This is a genomic window from Neomelitea salexigens DSM 19753, assembly GCF_000422345.1.
Taxonomy (GTDB): domain Bacteria; phylum Pseudomonadota; class Gammaproteobacteria; order Pseudomonadales; family Spongiibacteraceae; genus Spongiibacter; species Spongiibacter marinus_A.
The window spans coordinates 1-17,213 of record NZ_AULP01000006.1 but is presented as its reverse complement, the minus strand read 5'-3'; the positions used below and the strand labels follow the sequence as shown (position 1 = coordinate 17,213).

The following is a 17,213-nucleotide window of genomic DNA, read 5'->3' as shown; positions in this document are numbered from 1 at the left end:
CTAGTCTTAAAGGCCCGGCAATAGGGAACAGTTAAAGGGAGAAGAATCGTCGCGCCTGTGCGATGTCACGAGAAATTTGCTCGCTCAACGCGTCGATACCATCAAATTTAATTTCGTTGCGCAGTTTTTCTCTAAACAACACGCGGATATTGCGGCGATACAGATCGCCTTCAAAATCCAATAAATGCACTTCGAGTATGGCCTTGCTCAAATCGCCCACTGTTGGGCGAACCCCGACGTTAGCAACCGCCGGCAGCAGAGAATCAGACACGCCCGCGACTTGCACGGCAAATACACCTGACAGCGGCGAGCGCAGGCGGCGCAACTGGATATTCGCCGTCGGCGCACCAATAGTGCGGCCAAGCTGCTGACCGACAATGACACGTCCGGCAATACTGTAAGGGCGGCCCAACAGATGCTCAGCAAGGGCGAAGTCGCCCTGCCCCAGCACTTCGCGAATCCGCGTACTGCTTACTCGCTCACCTTCGTGAAGCAAGGTCGCGGTGTCCATCACATCAAAGCCATCGCGTGCGCCGTACTTGCGCAATAGATCGAAGTCACCGCTGCGGTCGCGGCCAAAGCGCAGGTCGTCGCCAACAACGATGTATTTCGCACCCAGATTTTTAACAAACAGACTGGTTATAAACTCGTCGGCGCTCATATTGCGCAGCGCATCGTTAAAACGAATGCGAACCACCCGGTCGATACCCAGGTCGCGAATCGCCTCAAACTTTTCACGAAATGACATCAGCCGTGGCGGCGCGGCATCGGGCGCCAGGAATTCTCGCGGCAGGGGTTCGAACAATACCACTGTTGAGGGCAGGCCGTACTCCCGACTCTTATCAATCAGCTGCCGCAGCACCGCTTGGTGGCCGCGATGAACGCCGTCAAAAGCGCCAATCGTAGCAACGCAGCCGCGATGACGCGGGCGGAAATTGTGAAATCCGCGGATTAACTCCATGCCTGTGGCCGACCCCATATGCACGCCCCGCTGTCAGCACCGCGACAAAGTCGCCAGTGAATGCGCCGAGCATTAATAAAGCGGCTGATTATAACTTACTCAGCCACGTGACAAAAACGCTTAAGTCGGCAGGTTAGCGCCGCCGCGCAAGTGTGCGGGCCGCAGCCCCATAATCAGCAAACCCAGCAGGTAGGTCACGCCGCCTGCTGCACAAACGCCGCCAAGCACCGCCGCCCGCTGCCAGGCAGGCCACAGCGACCAATCGCTGATTTGCGCGCGGCACAGCAGCAACAACGCGGACATTAGCACCACGGGAACACAGAGCTGTAGGGTGTATCGCAGCCAGCCTGCCGCGGGGCGATACACCTGGCGCGCCAGCAAGCCACGCAGCAGCAACATGGCATTGAGCCACGCCGACATGGCGGTGGCCAAAGCCAGCCCTACGTGGCCAATCTGAAGGTAATAATGCAAGGGAACGACTAAGGCGATATTAAACACCATATTCGCCACCATCGCGTATATGCCGATTTTTACCGGTGTCTTGGTATCTTGGCAGGCAAAAAATCCAGGCGCTAATACTTTGATCAACATAAAGGCGATCAGCCCCAATGTGTAGGCGCGCAGGCTCAGCGCGGCCATGGCAACATCGCGGCTTTGCAGCTCGCCGTACTGAAACAGCGTAATCAGTATTGGCTCGGCGAGAATCAACAGCGCCGCCGCCGCAGGCAATGCCATTAGCAGCACGCCACGCAGTGCCCAATCCAGGGTCTGCGAGAATGCCTGCTCGTCGCCGCCGGCTCGCTGGCGAGACAATTTGGGCAAGATCACCGTCGCGATGGCAATAGCGAACACACCAAGCGGCAGCTCTACCAAGCGATCCGAGTAATACAGCCACGAGATACTGCCCGTGGGTAAGAAAGAGGCCAGCACGGTATCGAGCAACAGGTTTATCTGGCTGACCGATACACCGAACATCGCCGGCACCATAAGCTGCACAATGCGCTGTACGCCCTCATCGCCCCATCGCCACTGCGGTGTTGGCAGCAGGTGCAGGCGCTGCAAAAACGGCAGCTGGAACAACAACTGCACACAACCGGCCATCAGCACACCCCAGGCCAGCGCCATCGCAGGCTCGGCAAAATATGGCGCGGCCACCACGGCAGCGGTAATCAAACAGACATTGAGCAACACCGGCGTAAACGCGGGCACCGCAAAGCGCCCGTAACTGTTGAGAACAGCCCCGGCAAAACCGGTCAGTGAAATCAGCATCAAATACGGAAAGGTGATGCGAATCATCTCGGTGGTCAGCTGAAACTTCAGCGGGTCGTCGCGAAACCCTGGCGCAAAGATCGTCGCCACCATCGGCGCGGCAACCACGGCGAGAATCGTTAGACACAACAGCACCCCACCCAGTGCGCCCACCACGCGATTAAGCAGGTCTCGCACAGCAGCGTGGTCACGCTGCTCTCGATATTCCGAAAGTACAGGTACAAAGGCCTGGGCAAAAGCGCCCTCGGCAAATAGGCGGCGCAGAAAATTGGGGATCTTAAAGGCGACAAAAAAAGCATCGGCGTTTGCGCTGGCGCCCAGCACCACCGCAATCACCACGTCGCGCGCCAAACCCAACACCCGCGACAACATCGTCATGGCGCCCACCACCAGGCTGGAGCGCAATAGTCCGCCGCCGCGAGAAGCCTCTGCCTCACTCATTGCCAGGCCTCACGAAGGCGCTGGCGGTGGCGCTGCAGCCACAGCAGGGCAATCAGGCTGTGGGCGTTATTAATCTCACCGTCGACGAGCATTTGCATCGCCTGGTCAAAACCGTAGACCTTGGCGCGAATGTCTTCGCCTTCGCCCGGCAAGCCGTGAAGGCCACCGGCCTCCGCCAGATTGCAGCGGCCGCAATACAGGTAAAAATATTCATCGCTGCCGCCGGGAGAGGAAAAATACTCCGCTATCGGTTCCAGCTCAGATACTGTTAACCCGGCTTCCTCGTGCGCTTCGCGCAGCGCGACCTGCTCGGGCGCTTCATCGGTATCGATAATTCCCGCCACAAGCTCCTGCAACCAGGGCGAGTCGCCGCTGTCGAGGGCACCAACACGGAATTGCTCGACAAACAGCACCTCATCGCGCTCGGGGTCATAGGGGAGCATGCCAACCGCCGCGCCGCGCACAAAGAGCTCGCGATTTAGCGGATTGCCCCAGCCACCGGCAAACAACCGGTGGCGCAGGCGCAATTGGCGAATTTCAAAGAAACCCTTCCAGGCGCTTCGTTTTTCCAGCACCTCGACATCGTCGCGACCAAAGCGGCTCATCAGAAGCGCCTTTCGGTGTACCAATTCACATCCCGCGCCGATTTATCCACTTGATCGACGACATCCAAGATCATGGCAAACAACGCCATGCGCACCAGCACGCCATTGTCCGCTTGACGAAAAATTGCCAGGTTGGGGTTGTCATTCAGGTCGTTGTCCAGCTCGTTGGCTTCTTGACGCGAATCGCGGGGCAGCGGGTGCATAATCACCGTATTGGGTTCGCAATAGCGAGTATAGATAGCCTGATTCAAACGATAGCGGCCGCGATACATATCGGCTTCGGCCTTGCTTGCAAAGCGCTCTTCCTGAATGCGAGTGGAATAGGCAATATCCACCTTGGCAAGGCTGCCCTCCATCACATCGGATTCAATCACCGTGTGGCCGGCACTGCGCAGGGCGTCAACAATTTCACCGGGCATCTTCAGCTCATCCGGCGAAATCAACACAATGTGGATATTGTTATACAAGCCCAGCAATTTGCAGAGTGAGTGTACCGTTCGGCCGTATTTCAGATCGCCAATCATCGCGATCCGCAGGCCATCCAGATCACTGCGCCCTTGGTGCAGCAACTCTTTACGGATAGTGTAAAGGTCCAATAGCGCCTGGCTGGGGTGCTCATTGGCGCCATCGCCGCCATTGATCACCGGCACGCGGCTGGCCGCTGCAAACTCAGACACCGAGCCCGACGCTGGGTGGCGCATGACGATCACGTCGCTGTAACCACTGAGCACCCGCGCGGTATCGTATAGCGATTCGCCTTTGGCAATGGCCGAGCTTTCAAAGCCCGTGGTTTCACGCACCTCGCCACCGAGTAAGTTAAAGGCGCAGCCAAAGCTCACCCGCGTTCGTGTGGAGGGTTCAAAGAACATATTTCCCAGAATTGCCCCATCGAGCACCTTGGTAATACGCTCGCGGTGCGCATAGGGCGCCATGCGATCAGCCACCGCAAACACGCGCTCGATATCTTCGCGCTCAAACTGACTGATAGAGAGAATATGACTACCGGCAAATTTCAACACTGCTCTCCCTTTATACTGCGGCCCGGCCGCTATGATTCACTGGCAGCCAAAGCCGCCTGATTATTGGCGTCGTCAAATTGCAAGCTTGCCCAACGGGCGTAGAGGGGTGACTGCACCAAAAGCTCACTGTGACGCCCACTGGCGACCAGCTCACCATTCTCGAGTACCGCAATGCGGTCTACATTGATCACGGTTGCCAAGCGATGGGCAATCACTACCGTCGTGCGGCCTTCCATCAACCTTTCCAGCGCCTGCTGCACTTGGTATTCACTTTCTGCGTCCAGGGCACTGGTCGCCTCGTCGAGCAGCAGCAGTTTAGGGTCCGCCAATATTGCTCTGGCAATCGCGACGCGTTGACGCTGCCCCCCCGACAACCGCACGCCGCCCTCGCCCACAAAACTTTGATAGCCCTCAGGCAAACGCTCAATAAATTCGTGAGCGAAGGCTGCCTTAGCCGCAGACACTATCTCCGCATCGCTGGCATCGGGGCGACCGTAGCGAATATTGTCAGCCACCGAGCCAGTGAACAGCACCGGCTGCTGAGGAACCATCGCGATATTTGCACGTAATTCGTCTGGGTCCAGATTGCGAATATCCACGCCATCAAAGCAAATCGACCCGCCACTCACATCGTAGAAGCGCAGCAACAAATCAATCAAGGTCGACTTACCGGCCCCGGAGCTGCCCACCAACGCCAAGCTGCTACCCGCCGGCACACTCAAACTAAAATTGCTTATCGCCGGGTGTTCCGGCCGCGAGGCATAGGCAAAACTCACCGATGTAAAATCGATATCGCCACGCACTGGCACCGGCAAATGTGCCGGGGCTGCAGGTGGCAATATACGATTCTCTGCCGCCAACAATTCCAGCAGCCGCTCGGTCGCTCCCGCCGCACGCTGTAAGTCACCATAGACTTCCGAAATTGCACCGACAGAGGCGGCCACCATCACCGCGTAGAAAATAAACGCCGCCAGTTCACCGCCACTGATTCGGCCGGCCAAGACATCGTGCCCACCCACCCATAGCATGCCGGTAACGGCGCCTAACACCAATACAATCACCACCGTCGACAGCCATGCGCGCTGCTTAATGCGCACGATGGCAACATCGAAGGCCACCTCTACATGGCCATCAAAGGCTTTGCGATCAAGCGTTTGATGGTTAAACGCCTGCAGCAGCTTGATATTTTTAACTGCCTCACCCACAAAGCTGCCAACACTGGCAATCTTGTCCTGACTGCTGCGCGACAGCCGCCGCACGCGGCGACCAAATACCAAAATGGGCACAATCACCAGCGGCACACTGAGCATTACCATTGCCGTTAACTTCGGGTTACTGACAAATAGCCAAATCAAACCGCCGATGAACATCAGCGCGTTACGCAGGGCGATCGATACCGAGGAACCAATGACGGTTTGCAGCAGGCTGGTATCGGTGGTGATCCGGGATTGAATGTCGCCACTTAACTGGCTTTCAAAAAAGCCGGGATGCAGGGTGACAACATGGGCAAACACGGCTTTACGCAGGTCTGCACTAACGCGTTCGCCTATCCAGGATACCAAGTAAAAACGCACAAAGGTGCCGGTCGCCAACAGTAATACCAGCGCGAAAAACAGCATCAAGGCCTGATTTAGCGCCGCCTCACTGGCATTGCTGGAGAAGCCATTATCCACCAGCAAACGCAGCCCCTGACCAATCGACAGCGTGATCCCCGCCGTGCAGATCAGCGCCACGCTGGCGCCGATAACCTGCCAGCGATAGGGCTTCAAAAACCCAAGCATCGCCCTTAATACGCCTAGCTTTGCGGTGCCGCGCTCACTGTGTTGTTGCTCAGCCATTTGCCTCTCCTTCTGGCCGCGCATTATTGCCCGTATTCCCGGCAGGTAAAAGCGCCGCATCGATCAACGCTAACTTTTGTTTACGTGGTAATTTTTTTATCGCCGCTTCACGGCGCGATGCCACTGAACGGTTTTCCGCTGGCTCGGTGTAGACAATGGCCTCGGCGGGGTCACTGCGAAAGAATCTCGCGCCCTTACCGCCTTCGCCACAGTGCTCGCGAAAACGCCGCGCGGTATCCGTGGTGATCCCGGTATACAAGCGGCCACTGCGGCAGCGCACCATATACACCCACCACTGGCTCAAAGTCCCTCCTGCTCCAGTGCATCGGCGTAGTCATTGAGTTCCTGCAGCACAAATTGCTGAAAGTCATTATCGGTGGTATCGGCCAACTCCACTAAGCGCTGGCGAAAGCTGTCGAACCCGTGCAGATGTTCTCCGGGCTGACGCAGTCGCTGCCGACAGAACTCCAGCCAGCGCTGCCGCTCGCTTACAGATAAGGTTTCGGGGAAGTTACGCGCCCGATAGCGCCACAGCAGCTCGGGGAGGCGACGATCGCTAAAATTAAAGGAATGCCCGGCAATTTCCTCCGGCGACATTTTTCGCAGGCGTTCCATCTGCTGACGATCGCCGTCACTAAAAAAGCCGCCGCCATAAAGCTGCGTATCCGGGTCAGAGTTTTCGCTGAATTCGCGCTGGGCATACACCGATGCCAGGGTTTCATTAACCCCCTCGGCCTTACGCAGCATCGACCAGTGCCGCCGGCATTGGTCTAAGTCGATCTGCAAACGCTGTGCACTGGCATCGTCCAATAACTTAGGCGTGGCAACAATCGGTGCGCGATTGAGGTGAATTTCCTTGAGCGGAATGCGCGGCGTGTCCTCCCCCAGCTCGTCACTGGAGCTGAAGATTCGCCGTGCCACCTCGTCACTATCCAGGTTAATCAGCGGGCTCGGGTCAACACTTAAGTCATAGACGATCACGCTGTTCTTGTTAACCGGGTGCGGTGCCAGCGGCATCATCAATGCAGAACAGCCTCGCGCCGCGGGCAGGCGCCCGGAAACATGCAGTACCGGTACTTGGCTGTCGGTGTTGAGCATAGCCGCCACCGTGCGCTTGTTCCGCAGGCTCAAGGCATAGTCGTAGAGCTTCGGCTGGGTTTGACGGATCAAGCGAGCCAAGTCGATCGTTGCCAGTACATCTGAGAGTGCGTCGTGCGCCGATTCGTGACTCAGGCCATTGGCCGCGGTCAGCTCTTCCAACCGGAAGCTCGGCGAGCCATCCTCGCGCCGGGGCCACTCAATGCCGTCGGGGCGCAGCGCGTAGCACAGCCGAACCACATCGATCAGGTCCCAGCGAGAGTTACCGTTTTGCCACTCCCTGGCATAGGGGTCGTAGAAATTGCGATACAAGGCAAAGCGAGTCACCTCATCATCGAAGCGGATGCTGTTATAACCCACCGTGCAGGTGCCAGGCTGAGACAATTCCGCGTGGATATTGGCGACAAACTCGGCCTCACTCAGGCCTTCTTCCAGAGCTTGTTGCGGGGTAATCCCAGTGACCAGGCAGGCCTCTGGGTTGGGCAGGTAATCGGGAGTTGGGCGGCAAAACTGCACCAGCGGTTCGCCGATAATGTTCAGCTCAGCATCGGTGCGCACACCAGCAAACTGCGAGGGGCGATCCAGGGCGGGGCGAGTTCCCCAGGTTTCGTAATCGTGCCAGTAAAAGGTCTCACTCATCGCTCAGTTCGCCACCTGTGAAGCAGATACAAAAACGGCAGCGCCAATGCACCGGCCGGGGCGTCACCCAAAGCCAGCACGGCGCTGCCGCCTACTTAGCTAACGTTGATATTTTCCGCTTCGATCTTCGCCTTCCAAATTTGCGGGCCTGACTTATGCACTGAGTCGCCAGCGGTATCTACCGCGACCGTCACGGGCATATCTTCAACTGTAAACTCGTAAATGGCTTCCATACCCAATTCAGGGAAGGCCACCACTTCAGACTTTTTGATCGCCTGGGCAACCAAGTAGGCCGCGCCACCGGTGGCCATCAGGTACACCGCCTCAAACTCTTTGATGGCCTCGATCGCACCGTCGCCGCGCTCGGACTTACCGATCATGCCCATTAATCCGGTTTCGGCGAGCATGGTGCGGGTAAACTTATCCATTCGCGTTGCCGTGGTTGGGCCTGCGGGGCCAACGACTTCGTCACGCACTGGGTCAACGGGGCCAACGTAGTAGATGAATCGGCCCTTGAGGTCGACAGGCAGAGTTTCGCCTTTGCTCAGCATATCGACCATTTTCTTATGCGCAGCGTCGCGACCGGTCAGCATCTTACCGTTGAGCAAGAGCGTGTCGCCGGGCTTCCAGGTTTTGATCTCATCGGCCGTCACGGTATCCAGGTTCACTCGCTTGACGTCGCCACCAGACTGGCGCGTTACCTCTGGCCACTCTTCGAGCTTTGGCGGGGTCAGGGCGACGGCGCCGCTGCCATCCAAAGTGAAGTGGGCGTGGCGGGTTGCCGCGCAGTTGGGGATCAAGGCAATCGCCTTGTTAGCGGCGTGGGTCGGATAATCTTTAACCTTAACATCCAAGACGGTGGTCAAGCCGCCCAAGCCCTGGGCACCAATACCGAGCTGATTGACCTTTTCATGCAGCTCCAGACGCAGCTCTTCCGAGCGGTTTGCCGCGCCGCGTTTTTGCAGATCGTGAATATCGATAGGGTCGAGCAGCGCCTCTTTTGCCAACAGCATCGCCTTCTCGGCAGTACCGCCAATACCAATACCCAGCATACCCGGTGGGCACCAGCCAGCGCCCATTGTCGGCACCATTTTCAATACCCAGTCCACCACAGAATCAGAGGGATTGAGCATGGCAAATTTAGACTTGGCCTCTGAGCCGCCGCCTTTTGCCGCAACGTGCACTTCAACGGTGTCACCGGGAACAATTTCGTAGTGGATCACCGCGGGCGTGTTGTCTTTAGTGTTACTGCGGGCACCGTCGGGATCGGCAAGAATTGAGGCGCGCAGTACATTATCAGGCAGGTTGTAGGCACGGCGAACGCCTTCATTAACCATGCCGGTAACCGACATCTCAGCGTCCCACTGGACATTCATGCCCACGGTCAAAAACACCGTCACAATACCCGTGTCCTGACAAATGGGACGATGCCCCTCTGCACACATCCGCGAGTTGATCAGAATCTGCGCCATCGCGTCTTTGGCGGCAGGGTTTTGCTCGCGCTGATAGGCTTCGTCTACCGCCTTGATGAAATCAACCGGGTGGTAGTAAGAGATGTATTGCAGCGCATCTGCAACACTCTGAATCAGGTCATCTTGGCGGATAACAGTCATTGGGCGAGGTCCTTGATAACGTTGTGGTGTCGGTGCCAAAGTGCGACGGTTGCCGCACCTGATCACACTGTGCTGTTGCAGCCATGTGCCGCAACAGCTGGAATCGGCGCAGAAGTATACACCAGCTGCGGCCTCGCCGTCAGCGGGCCTGGGGACTACCGCTGTGGTATTGCGTAACCGTTTGGCGTAGCGCTTCGATATCGCGATTAACCTGTTTGCGGAAGGCGTTCACCGAATCAAGCCATTCTTCACTCTGCTGTACGCGGCGCTCAACCGCCTTCACCCGGGCATCCAGACTGCCGCCCGCGGTGAGCTGCTTATTCACCTCCAGAAGCGTCTTGCGGTTCACCTCAGACTGGGCAATGACTCGATCGAGCTTGCCAGACATAGAAGCCATTGCCTCGCGGTCGGCATCGTAACCCTGCAATGCATTCTTGAGCTTTGCGTCTAGAGAGCGGTGGCTGCTTTCGATGGCAGCCAGTCGCTTTTCATTTTTCGCCAACTGCGCATCGTGCTCAGCCAATTCTTGTTTTTGTTTTTTCCACACGTTGTCCCACAGCTTGCGGATTTCAAAATCCAGCTCTTTTAATTTCACCGCCGTGGTCACACTGTTCTCTTCCAGGCTCTCATCCGCGGACGATAAGCGCTGCTCCAGCACTTCCAGGCGCTGCTGAGCCTGCTTTAAGTCACCCTGAGCAATAGTGAGTTGATCAAACAGGTAGTAAGCGGCGGCCGCCAGCGCAACAATTAACAGCGTTAACATAAACAGGACGAAACCGCCTCCGCCACTCGCAGCAGCGGCAGGGGGTAGTTCCTTCGAGCTTGCTGCCGCCCGCTGTGCGACATCTTCCTCGTCAACAGCAATTGAAAATCGTGGTTCTTGTTTATCAGTACTCACAATTCAGTATTCCAATTAATTGTAGTTAAAGCGCCACTCTACACTCGCGCATCAGCGTGGTAATTCAGCGCATTATGAACGTCTGTCTCGTTCGCCTCCAGCCCCAGCATGCAGTTTCGCTGTTCAGCCTCGGCGGCTTTGCTATACTTGCGCAGCCTGGGCCTCGGAGTCTGCGAGTCCCAACAAAAAAACAGACAACAAGATGAGAGAGGGGTTTTATGGACGCGTTCATTTCTGCGGATCTGGCCTTGCGCTGGCTGCACGTACTGTTCGGCATCGTTTGGATTGGCCTGCTGTACTATTTCAACTTTGTACAAACTGAATACTTCAAGGAGGCAGAGCCCTCTGCCAAGGCAGACGCCGTACAAAAGCTGGCGCCTCGCGCGCTGTGGTGGTTCCGCTGGGGAGCGATGTTCACCTTCCTGACTGGTCTGGGCTTGCTGCACTTCACAATGAGCCGCGGCGGGTTGAATGGCTACATCATCATCGGTGCACTGATGGGCACCCTGATGTTTTTGAACGTCTGGCTGATTATCTGGCCCAACCAGAAGATTGTCTGCGGCATTACCCCGGGCGACGCCGCTAAAGCCGCGCCAAAAGCTGGCCTGGCTTCTCGCACCAACACCCTGTTCTCAGCGCCAATGCTGATCGGCATGCTGGGCTCTTTCCACGGCAGCGGCAATGCCGCTCTCGCCCAAGTAGGTAAAACGGCAAGCGGCGACCTTAGCCTCGGTCTGTGGATTTGCCTGGGCTTAATCGCGCTCCTCGAGCTGAACGCCCTGTTCGGCAAGACTGGCCCAATGACCACGGTCAAAGGCGTTGTCCATTGCAGCATCGCGCTGGCTCTGGCCATGGTGGCACTGCTTCAGTACGTGTAATACCGAAGAGGCCACAGCACGTGGCTCAATATAAAAAGGGGGCTTTCGCCCCCTTTTTTTCGCCAGGCTAAGCCCCTCTAGCAAGGCTTGTCACACTAGAACTGCTTACTGCGCAACAGCACCAAGGTACAGGCATCCTCGCAAACAATGCCGCGCGCCCTTAACCCTTAACTCACTGGCCAAGCCCTCGTCCTCACTCCCCGGGTTGAAAATGACCCGCTTGGGAGCCAAGCTCAACAGGGCATCCATGTGAGGGGCCAGTAGCTCGCCACGCATATACACGGTGACGGTATCGACAGGTCCGGCAACACTGGCAATATCAGGCTGGCAGTGAATTCCCGCAACCGAGCGGTGATAGGGGTTCACCGGCACGACCGTATGCCCGTATTCGATGAGCATTCGTGCTGCCTTGTTTGAATATCGCTCCGGTTTAGGGCTTGCCCCAAGTACCACAACCCGTTCAGACATGTCTTCCCTCCAAGCCCGCACTCGCCAACCCAATTAGTTCGGGCATAAAAAAGCCGGGGCGCAAGCCCCGGCTATCATAGCGAACTACGCTTACTTTTCTTTCGTGCCCATCCAACGGCGCAGTGTCGATGCCAACTCTTGCGCATTGTAGGCCTCTGCACTTTCAGGCATCGGGTCGTTACCCATTTTAATTTCTAAAGACGCCTGATAAGAGGTACGGGTGGTCGTCGATGCAACACCACCACTTAAACGCCCTGGTGTTTGAGCAACAACGGTGTCACAGCTTAGCAAGCCACAGCGACGATATACCTGAGTACTGCCTCCAAACTCATTTACACCCGAAATAGTGCTACTGCTGCGGCTTTTGCTCTCCGTATCGCGATTCACCAGCTGGAACCAGTCATAACCTTCCTGCAAAGTCAGTTCTGCCGCACGAAGCAGTGCGTAATCGTTAACCGTTTCCTTATCCGTCACAGTATTCCCTGTGAAAGTCACGCGGTAGCGGTCCTTGCCCAGAGCGGTCTCGGTGTAGCCGTATGCACCACGCTCTTCAGCGGGCTGGTAACTAGTGCTGCTGCTGCATGCAGCCATCAGCACTGAAAGCAATGCGACAAACATCATCTGGGTACGCATAAAATCTCCTCGTTTTTGTGAAAGCTAACTGCTTTTTGTTTTCCGACCTGTACTCTACTAGCCTCGCCTGAACTGAAGCTGAATAAGTAAAAACCCTTACCTAGTTGCCGCAACTCCACAGACTTAAGGGCGCCAGATACGCATTTGCGCGTGATGACAGCCTTTAGGGGGCAATAATAATTCATCGGCGAAGGCCATACCCCTCTCTACGCAAATGTAGTCACTGTAGTGCTCGGCGACATCATCCATTTTATCGGCCAAGATTGCGCCCGGGTTCCATACCACGACGGTATCACAACCCTGCCCCGCAATAGCCAGCGGCCCTTTTCCCGTTACTAATTCCTGAACGCCACCCACTTGCTCAAATACGCGATCAACCTCACCATCAAAGCGCTGGGCAGCGGTAAGTCGGCATTTAGCCAAGCCCTGGGTGTTATCCAAATAATCGCCACCGCCCAAGCCCTGAACACTCGCCGCAGCCGTATCTGCAGCAAAGTAGCTATGCATAGCAAAACTCAAGGGCAGGCTTTGCTGGCTGCGATTGCAAATCACTAAGTCACATTCCAGCTCGCGCCCCAACCGGTACGCCACCTGCGCGCTGTACGCCCAGGGAAAGCGCGCCTGCTCTTCAGGGGTAGATTCGATGGCAAATCGAAGGATCAAGCCATCCTTGTCGCTACTCGCCTCAAGCAATTGCCACTCTCGCTGCCTAGCAAACCCGTGCTTGGGCAAGGTAGCGTCGCGACGATTCACACCAAACCACGGCAAACACAGGGGAATTCCCCCGCGAATGGCCGCACCGTCGGAAAAAACCGCCTTGGGGCTCAGCCACAGCCAGTCTTCGTCGCCCGTCGGCACAAATGACAATAACTGCGCGCCCTGCAGCGCAAACACAGCCCGACATTGTGCGGCTTCTGCAACAATTAGCGGCAAAGCCTGCTCGCTGCCATATTCAGTGCGGCTATCGCTGACCCTCACTCCGCGGGGAAGATCAATCATCAGTATTTTCCTCGGGGGCGGCCGTAGACCTCACCCACAGCATATCGTTAGCTCCCTTTTGAAATTGGTAATCCACGCGTTCCATGCCAACGTCATACCCCCGCTCCCCCAACTCCCGCACAACAGCGGGCAGGTGCTGCGACACGCGGCCATCCACTGAGACCAGCGGGTAAATACGCACCTCACGTGCAACGCGGCACAGTTCAAGCACTGCCTCAACATGCGCCTGAAGATCGATGTGGTCGCTGTAGAGAAACAATAAGTGCGAGCAAAGGGCCAAGTCGTACTCGCCATCAAAACACGGCAGCTCCGGCAAACTGGCCTCAACATAGCGACCCGCTTGCAAACCACTTGGGTAATCTTCCAAAAACCGGTTCATCGCCGACATGCGCACAGAGCCCAAGTGGCCTGGATCACGGAAATGGCGCCATACATATTGGTCCGCCTGCCGCGCAAATTGGCTGAGCATACCGGGGTAGACACGGCGAATACGTTGCTGGATATCGTCGGCGCTGAACTGATAGATCGGGTCGACCGACAGCACTTTACCGCCCTGCGCCGTTACCTCAGCATTAAAACTCGCCGTGCCGTCACCGCAGCCAAGGATGCTGCGTTCTAGATCGTCGTCTCGCAGCGCAAACATCGCTGCATATTCCGTCAGGGATCGCCCCCACGGCACTACTGATGATAGCTCCAAAAATAATCCACCGAATAAACATAAAAAACCCGCGTAGCGGGCCCGGAAGAGTCAGTATAAATCTTGAGGCCCACACGGCGCCAATGCTGAGGGCAAAACTCGGCTCTATCTACCCTGGCCCTTGTCGCTGCGACCAGGCAAAAAAAAGCCCCGCATTGCGGGGCTTTTTTTGCGGGGTACGCAGGCTTACATCATGCCGCCCACTTCCACGTAATGCACTGAAAAATAAATAGATTTTATTAACCCAGCAAAATATACCCCTCATTACACCCCTATACCCGTCTAGCGCGCTCAACTTCATAGCTCAATCACGCCCGTATTGATGATTTTAAAGTTTTCAGACGGTACCGCGCTTCCGTCTGCCACCAAGGCGTTATTGTGTTTCAGGTACCCGCATAAGCGGGCAATTAACCCTAGGAAGGACTACTGCCATGAAGTATTTGAGAGTCAAATCAGTCGCCAAACTGCTGGACATGAGCGAATCAACCGTCTGGAGAGCTGTTCAGCAAGGCATTCTACCCCCACCCACCAAGCTAACACCTCGCACGACGGTGTGGCGTGAAATCGACATTGATGCAGCGATTGAAAAGATTGCAGAGGACGGAGGTACTAAAGTATGACCATCCTTCAAAAGCAAACCATCTGCGACCACTTCACTATACTTAACACTGGGGATATAAGGCAGTTTCTCGGAATTAGGACGATCCGGTTTACCAGTCGCATCACCAGTGAAACCAACGTCATCCGATTCGACCCCTACAGTGAACTCCTGTCCTACGCGGTGTCACCTCACCGGCGGGCCATATTCTTGAACTTACTGACCAATGCAGGCTTCCAAGTCAGCCCCTTACCGAGCGCCCTGGAAAGCTTCTTCCATTTAACACTATTCCCTGAGGACTGTTTGACGATTCTGGGCAAGATTAAAGTGGGGGCTTTGGTGCCCGGCGAGGACGTTACATTCATTACCAGCGGTAACGCAGGAGAGTTTGAAAATGAGCAATGAAGATGAAGCCCGAATAGCAAGAAAATACGGGGAGGAATCCGGCGCAAGTCCTGAATGCACGCCGGAGCAGGAGGCTGATCGTGCATGAAGCGATTATCACTTCATTCAAGTCCAACGCTGAGTTTTTGCACGCTATCTTCGGTGAGCAATATCCTTTTTCTCACGTAACCAGCTTCACCCAAGATCCGTCTAATATCCCCAGCGGTGAGTCGGGGCGGTGTTGGGCTGGGGGATACTACAAAGACACCCCTTTGATCGCTGACTCTAATCAATTCTACACAGTGAGCCTATTTACGCCGGACGACAGCGGCAAGGCAAACCGCAGGAAGGCTAATTTCAAAGCGTGTTATGTGATTGCTCTGGATGACGTAAAGGAGAAGCTTCCCATTGATCAAGTTATGAGGCTACCTGCGCCAAGCATAAAACTGAAGTCTTCTCTGCACTCAGAGCAGTGGCTCTATCTGTTGGCCTCACCGGAGTGTGACGCCCACAAGATCGACAACCTGCACGATGGCCTGATCACGAACGGCTTAGCACCCGACGGTAAAGACCCAGGACAAAAAGGGGTGACGCGATTTCTTCGACTGCCAGAAGGCGTTAATACGAAGTCAAAACGTATCACGGAGAATGGTGGCACCGCCCCTAGGTGTGAGGTCATTGAGTGGCGCCCCGATCGCCGATACAACCTCGAACAATTAGCAGAGCCCTTTGGGGTGGACCTGGATGCCTCTCGCGCAGGTAAGCGCGTAGATGGCGCTGCAGCAATGCCTGATCATCCTTTGCTTCACACCGAGGGGTTACACGTAAAAAGGGTCCACAGCAACGGTCGTTACGAAGTCCGCTGCCCGTGGGTAGACGAGCACACAGGCGGCGCCGACAACGGCGCTGCAATATTTACCAACAAGGACGCCAGCATCGGCTTCAAATGTCACCACGGAGCCTGCGAGAGCCGTACCGGCGGGGATTTGCTGCAAGTCATTGAATCGCTAGATCCGGGCTTCGGCGAGCGATTGAAGCAATGGCAGGTCATGCGAAGCTTTGGTGATGTCGCAGAGCCTACATCAGCGACAGGTGAGACTTTGATAACGGCGCCGTCTTCACCGCTGGAAGCCCTACTAAATAAATGCGCAAACGGGGAATCCTTCAACATGAAAAAGCAAATGATCCACGACAAGTTCATCCTAAAAGACATCGCAATTCTTGGCCAATGGACCGTGTTCTATGCTGGACCGAACACCGGAAAAACGCTGCTCACCCTGTGGATGCTGCAGGAGGCTATCGGCAACGGTGAGATTGACGGTGGCAAAGTGTTCTATGCCAACTGCGATGATACATACAAGGGCGGCGTCGAGAAGCTTGAGATCGCCGAGCAATTCGGATTCAAGATGCTCATTCCCAACGTAATGGATTTTAAAAGCGACACCTTGCTAAACACCATGGAGGCTATGGCGGAGCAGGGTGAAGCGCGTGGTGTAGTTATCGTGCTGGACACCCTGAAGAAATTTACCGATTTGATGGATAAGCGCATCTCATCCCGCTTCGGTGTGATTGCCCGTGCGTTTGTCTCCGCCGGTGGATCGTTGATCTGCCTGGGGCATGTAAACAAGCACAAGGATGGTGATGGCAAAAGCATCTACACCGGGACAGCGGATATCCGCGACGACGCAGATTGTGTTTATACCATCGAGCACGTGGGAGCTGAGGAAGGGTTTTGTCAAACAACGCATACCGTGGCGTTCGAGTGCAGCAAATCACGGGGAGCTGTTGCCGACAAGGCGGTGTTTCAGTACATCAAGAAAAAGGCAGGCATCTATAAAGATCTGTTCAACAGCGTGCGCCGCGCCAGCCGTAGCGACGCTGAGGTCGCACAGCAGGCTGCTGCGGAGGCGGAACGACGTCAAGAGGATGCTGAGATCATCGAGAAGATCAAAACCGCCCTGGTGAACGGTGAGTCAGCTAAAGGCACTATTGTGAAGTTCGTGTGCAGCGTGTCGGACTTTAGCAATAGCAAAGTGAGGACCATCTTGGAGCGGTATGAGGGTCGATTCTGGAGCATGGAGTGAATCGCCCCCAGTTTGCTAGACACCTTTTAGCCATAGAAAATGGCACAAAGAGAGGTGTTTATGAGCAAGCAGCGTTATCCAGAAGAGTTCA

General features: G+C 55.9%; 17 protein-coding genes. 4 read left to right on the top strand and 13 right to left on the bottom strand.

The features are described 5' to 3' along the window. Nucleotides 1–31 precede the first annotated feature (31 nt). From ribF to H573_RS0110220, 9 genes are all read right to left on the bottom strand, one after another. A complete protein-coding gene (ribF, locus tag H573_RS0110260; RefSeq protein WP_307682239.1) occupies nt 32–979 on the bottom strand; it encodes a bifunctional riboflavin kinase/FAD synthetase in 948 nt (315 codons plus the stop codon). A 102-nt stretch (nt 980–1,081) separates the two neighbouring features. After that, nucleotides 1,082–2,671 (bottom strand): murein biosynthesis integral membrane protein MurJ, encoded by a 1,590-nt coding sequence (gene murJ / locus H573_RS0110255; protein ID WP_027874194.1) that lies wholly within the window; start codon nt 2,669–2,671, stop codon nt 1,082–1,084. Next, nucleotides 2,668–3,276 carry an NUDIX domain-containing protein gene (locus H573_RS0110250; RefSeq protein ID WP_027874193.1) on the bottom strand — a complete coding sequence of 203 codons (609 nt, stop codon included), beginning with the start codon at nt 3,274–3,276 and terminating at the stop codon, nt 2,668–2,670. The genes murJ and H573_RS0110250 overlap by 4 nt, the downstream gene beginning before the upstream one ends. Next, nucleotides 3,276–4,292: an aspartate carbamoyltransferase gene (locus H573_RS0110245; protein ID WP_027874192.1), complete on the bottom strand. Its 1,017-nt coding sequence runs from the start codon at nt 4,290–4,292 to the stop codon at nt 3,276–3,278. The genes H573_RS0110250 and H573_RS0110245 overlap by 1 nt, the downstream gene beginning before the upstream one ends. Nucleotides 4,293–4,324: 32 nt before the next feature. Further along, complete coding sequence (locus H573_RS0110240; protein WP_027874191.1) at nt 4,325–6,133, bottom strand: ABC transporter transmembrane domain-containing protein; 1,809 nt, start codon at nt 6,131–6,133, stop codon at nt 4,325–4,327. After that, complete coding sequence (locus tag H573_RS17795; protein ID WP_267878903.1) at nt 6,126–6,437, bottom strand: GIY-YIG nuclease family protein; 312 nt, start codon at nt 6,435–6,437, stop codon at nt 6,126–6,128. Before H573_RS17795 ends, H573_RS0110240 begins: the two co-directional genes overlap by 8 nt. Then, nucleotides 6,434–7,870: an exodeoxyribonuclease I gene (gene sbcB, locus H573_RS0110230; protein WP_027874190.1), complete on the bottom strand. Its 1,437-nt coding sequence runs from the start codon at nt 7,868–7,870 to the stop codon at nt 6,434–6,436. The genes H573_RS17795 and sbcB overlap by 4 nt, the downstream gene beginning before the upstream one ends. 95 nt (nt 7,871–7,965) lie before the next feature. Continuing rightward, complete coding sequence (locus H573_RS0110225; RefSeq protein ID WP_027874189.1) at nt 7,966–9,483, bottom strand: fumarate hydratase; 1,518 nt, start codon at nt 9,481–9,483, stop codon at nt 7,966–7,968. 139 nt (nt 9,484–9,622) lie between these two features. Then, the gene (locus H573_RS0110220) at nt 9,623–10,381 is read right to left on the bottom strand and encodes a hypothetical protein (protein WP_027874188.1); all 759 of its coding nucleotides are present in this window, start codon (nt 10,379–10,381) and stop codon (nt 9,623–9,625) included. A 218-nt stretch (nt 10,382–10,599) separates the two neighbouring features. Between H573_RS0110220 and H573_RS0110215 the strand changes: the two genes are divergently transcribed. Beyond that, on the top strand, nt 10,600–11,259 hold the full coding sequence (locus H573_RS0110215) for a urate hydroxylase PuuD (protein ID WP_027874187.1): 660 nt from the start codon (nt 10,600–10,602) through the stop codon (nt 11,257–11,259). Nucleotides 11,260–11,364: 105 nt separating this feature from the next. Here H573_RS0110215 and H573_RS17790 read toward each other — a convergent pair whose 3' ends face one another. The 4 genes from H573_RS17790 to H573_RS0110195 all read right to left on the bottom strand — a co-directional run bounded on the left by H573_RS17790 (nt 11,365) and on the right by H573_RS0110195 (nt 14,002). Continuing rightward, nucleotides 11,365–11,727 carry a CoA-binding protein gene (locus H573_RS17790; RefSeq protein WP_084498017.1) on the bottom strand — a complete coding sequence of 121 codons (363 nt, stop codon included), beginning with the start codon at nt 11,725–11,727 and terminating at the stop codon, nt 11,365–11,367. 90 nt (nt 11,728–11,817) lie between these two features. Beyond that, nucleotides 11,818–12,360 (bottom strand): CC0125/CC1285 family lipoprotein, encoded by a 543-nt coding sequence (locus H573_RS19030; RefSeq protein WP_051171192.1) that lies wholly within the window; start codon nt 12,358–12,360, stop codon nt 11,818–11,820. Between the two features lie 123 nt (nt 12,361–12,483). Then, on the bottom strand, nt 12,484–13,359 hold the full coding sequence (locus H573_RS17780) for a D-hexose-6-phosphate mutarotase (protein ID WP_051171191.1): 876 nt from the start codon (nt 13,357–13,359) through the stop codon (nt 12,484–12,486). Beyond that, complete coding sequence (locus H573_RS0110195) at nt 13,352–14,002, bottom strand: hypothetical protein (RefSeq protein ID WP_051171190.1); 651 nt, start codon at nt 14,000–14,002, stop codon at nt 13,352–13,354. Before H573_RS0110195 ends, H573_RS17780 begins: the two co-directional genes overlap by 8 nt. A gap of 485 nt (nt 14,003–14,487) precedes the next feature. Here H573_RS0110195 and H573_RS0110190 point away from each other — a divergent pair, with 485 nt between their 5' ends. From H573_RS0110190 to H573_RS19025, 3 genes are all read left to right on the top strand, one after another. Further along, nucleotides 14,488–14,676 carry a helix-turn-helix transcriptional regulator gene (locus tag H573_RS0110190; protein WP_027874185.1) on the top strand — a complete coding sequence of 63 codons (189 nt, stop codon included), beginning with the start codon at nt 14,488–14,490 and terminating at the stop codon, nt 14,674–14,676. Next, entirely contained in the window at nt 14,673–15,059 is a 387-nt protein-coding gene (locus H573_RS0110185) for a hypothetical protein (RefSeq protein WP_027874184.1), read from the top strand. The genes H573_RS0110190 and H573_RS0110185 overlap by 4 nt, the downstream gene beginning before the upstream one ends. An 80-nt stretch (nt 15,060–15,139) precedes the next feature. Beyond that, the gene (locus tag H573_RS19025) at nt 15,140–17,122 is read left to right on the top strand and encodes a P-loop NTPase family protein (protein ID WP_051171189.1); all 1,983 of its coding nucleotides are present in this window, start codon (nt 15,140–15,142) and stop codon (nt 17,120–17,122) included. Nucleotides 17,123–17,213 lie beyond the last annotated feature (91 nt).

What these genes read in the sequence shown, in the direction of transcription:
- H573_RS17790 (WP_084498017.1), bottom strand. Translation starts at nt 11,727, where the DNA reads ATGTCTGAACGGGTTGTGGTACTTGGGGCAAGCCCTAAACCGGAGCGA.
- sbcB (WP_027874190.1), bottom strand. Translation starts at nt 7,870, where the DNA reads ATGAGTGAGACCTTTTACTGGCACGATTACGAAACCTGGGGAACTCGC.
- H573_RS17780 (WP_051171191.1), bottom strand. Translation starts at nt 13,359, where the DNA reads ATGATTGATCTTCCCCGCGGAGTGAGGGTCAGCGATAGCCGCACTGAA.
- ribF (WP_307682239.1), bottom strand. Translation starts at nt 979, where the DNA reads ATGGGGTCGGCCACAGGCATGGAGTTAATCCGCGGATTTCACAATTTC.
- H573_RS0110190 (WP_027874185.1), top strand. Translation starts at nt 14,488, where the DNA reads ATGAAGTATTTGAGAGTCAAATCAGTCGCCAAACTGCTGGACATGAGC.
- H573_RS0110195 (WP_051171190.1), bottom strand. Translation starts at nt 14,002, where the DNA reads ATGTTTGCGCTGCGAGACGACGATCTAGAACGCAGCATCCTTGGCTGC.
- H573_RS0110185 (WP_027874184.1), top strand. Translation starts at nt 14,673, where the DNA reads ATGACCATCCTTCAAAAGCAAACCATCTGCGACCACTTCACTATACTT.
- H573_RS19030 (WP_051171192.1), bottom strand. Translation starts at nt 12,360, where the DNA reads ATGCGTACCCAGATGATGTTTGTCGCATTGCTTTCAGTGCTGATGGCT.
- murJ (WP_027874194.1), bottom strand. Translation starts at nt 2,671, where the DNA reads ATGAGTGAGGCAGAGGCTTCTCGCGGCGGCGGACTATTGCGCTCCAGC.
- H573_RS0110215 (WP_027874187.1), top strand. Translation starts at nt 10,600, where the DNA reads ATGGACGCGTTCATTTCTGCGGATCTGGCCTTGCGCTGGCTGCACGTA.
- H573_RS0110250 (WP_027874193.1), bottom strand. Translation starts at nt 3,276, where the DNA reads ATGAGCCGCTTTGGTCGCGACGATGTCGAGGTGCTGGAAAAACGAAGC.
- H573_RS0110240 (WP_027874191.1), bottom strand. Translation starts at nt 6,133, where the DNA reads ATGGCTGAGCAACAACACAGTGAGCGCGGCACCGCAAAGCTAGGCGTA.
- H573_RS0110225 (WP_027874189.1), bottom strand. Translation starts at nt 9,483, where the DNA reads ATGACTGTTATCCGCCAAGATGACCTGATTCAGAGTGTTGCAGATGCG.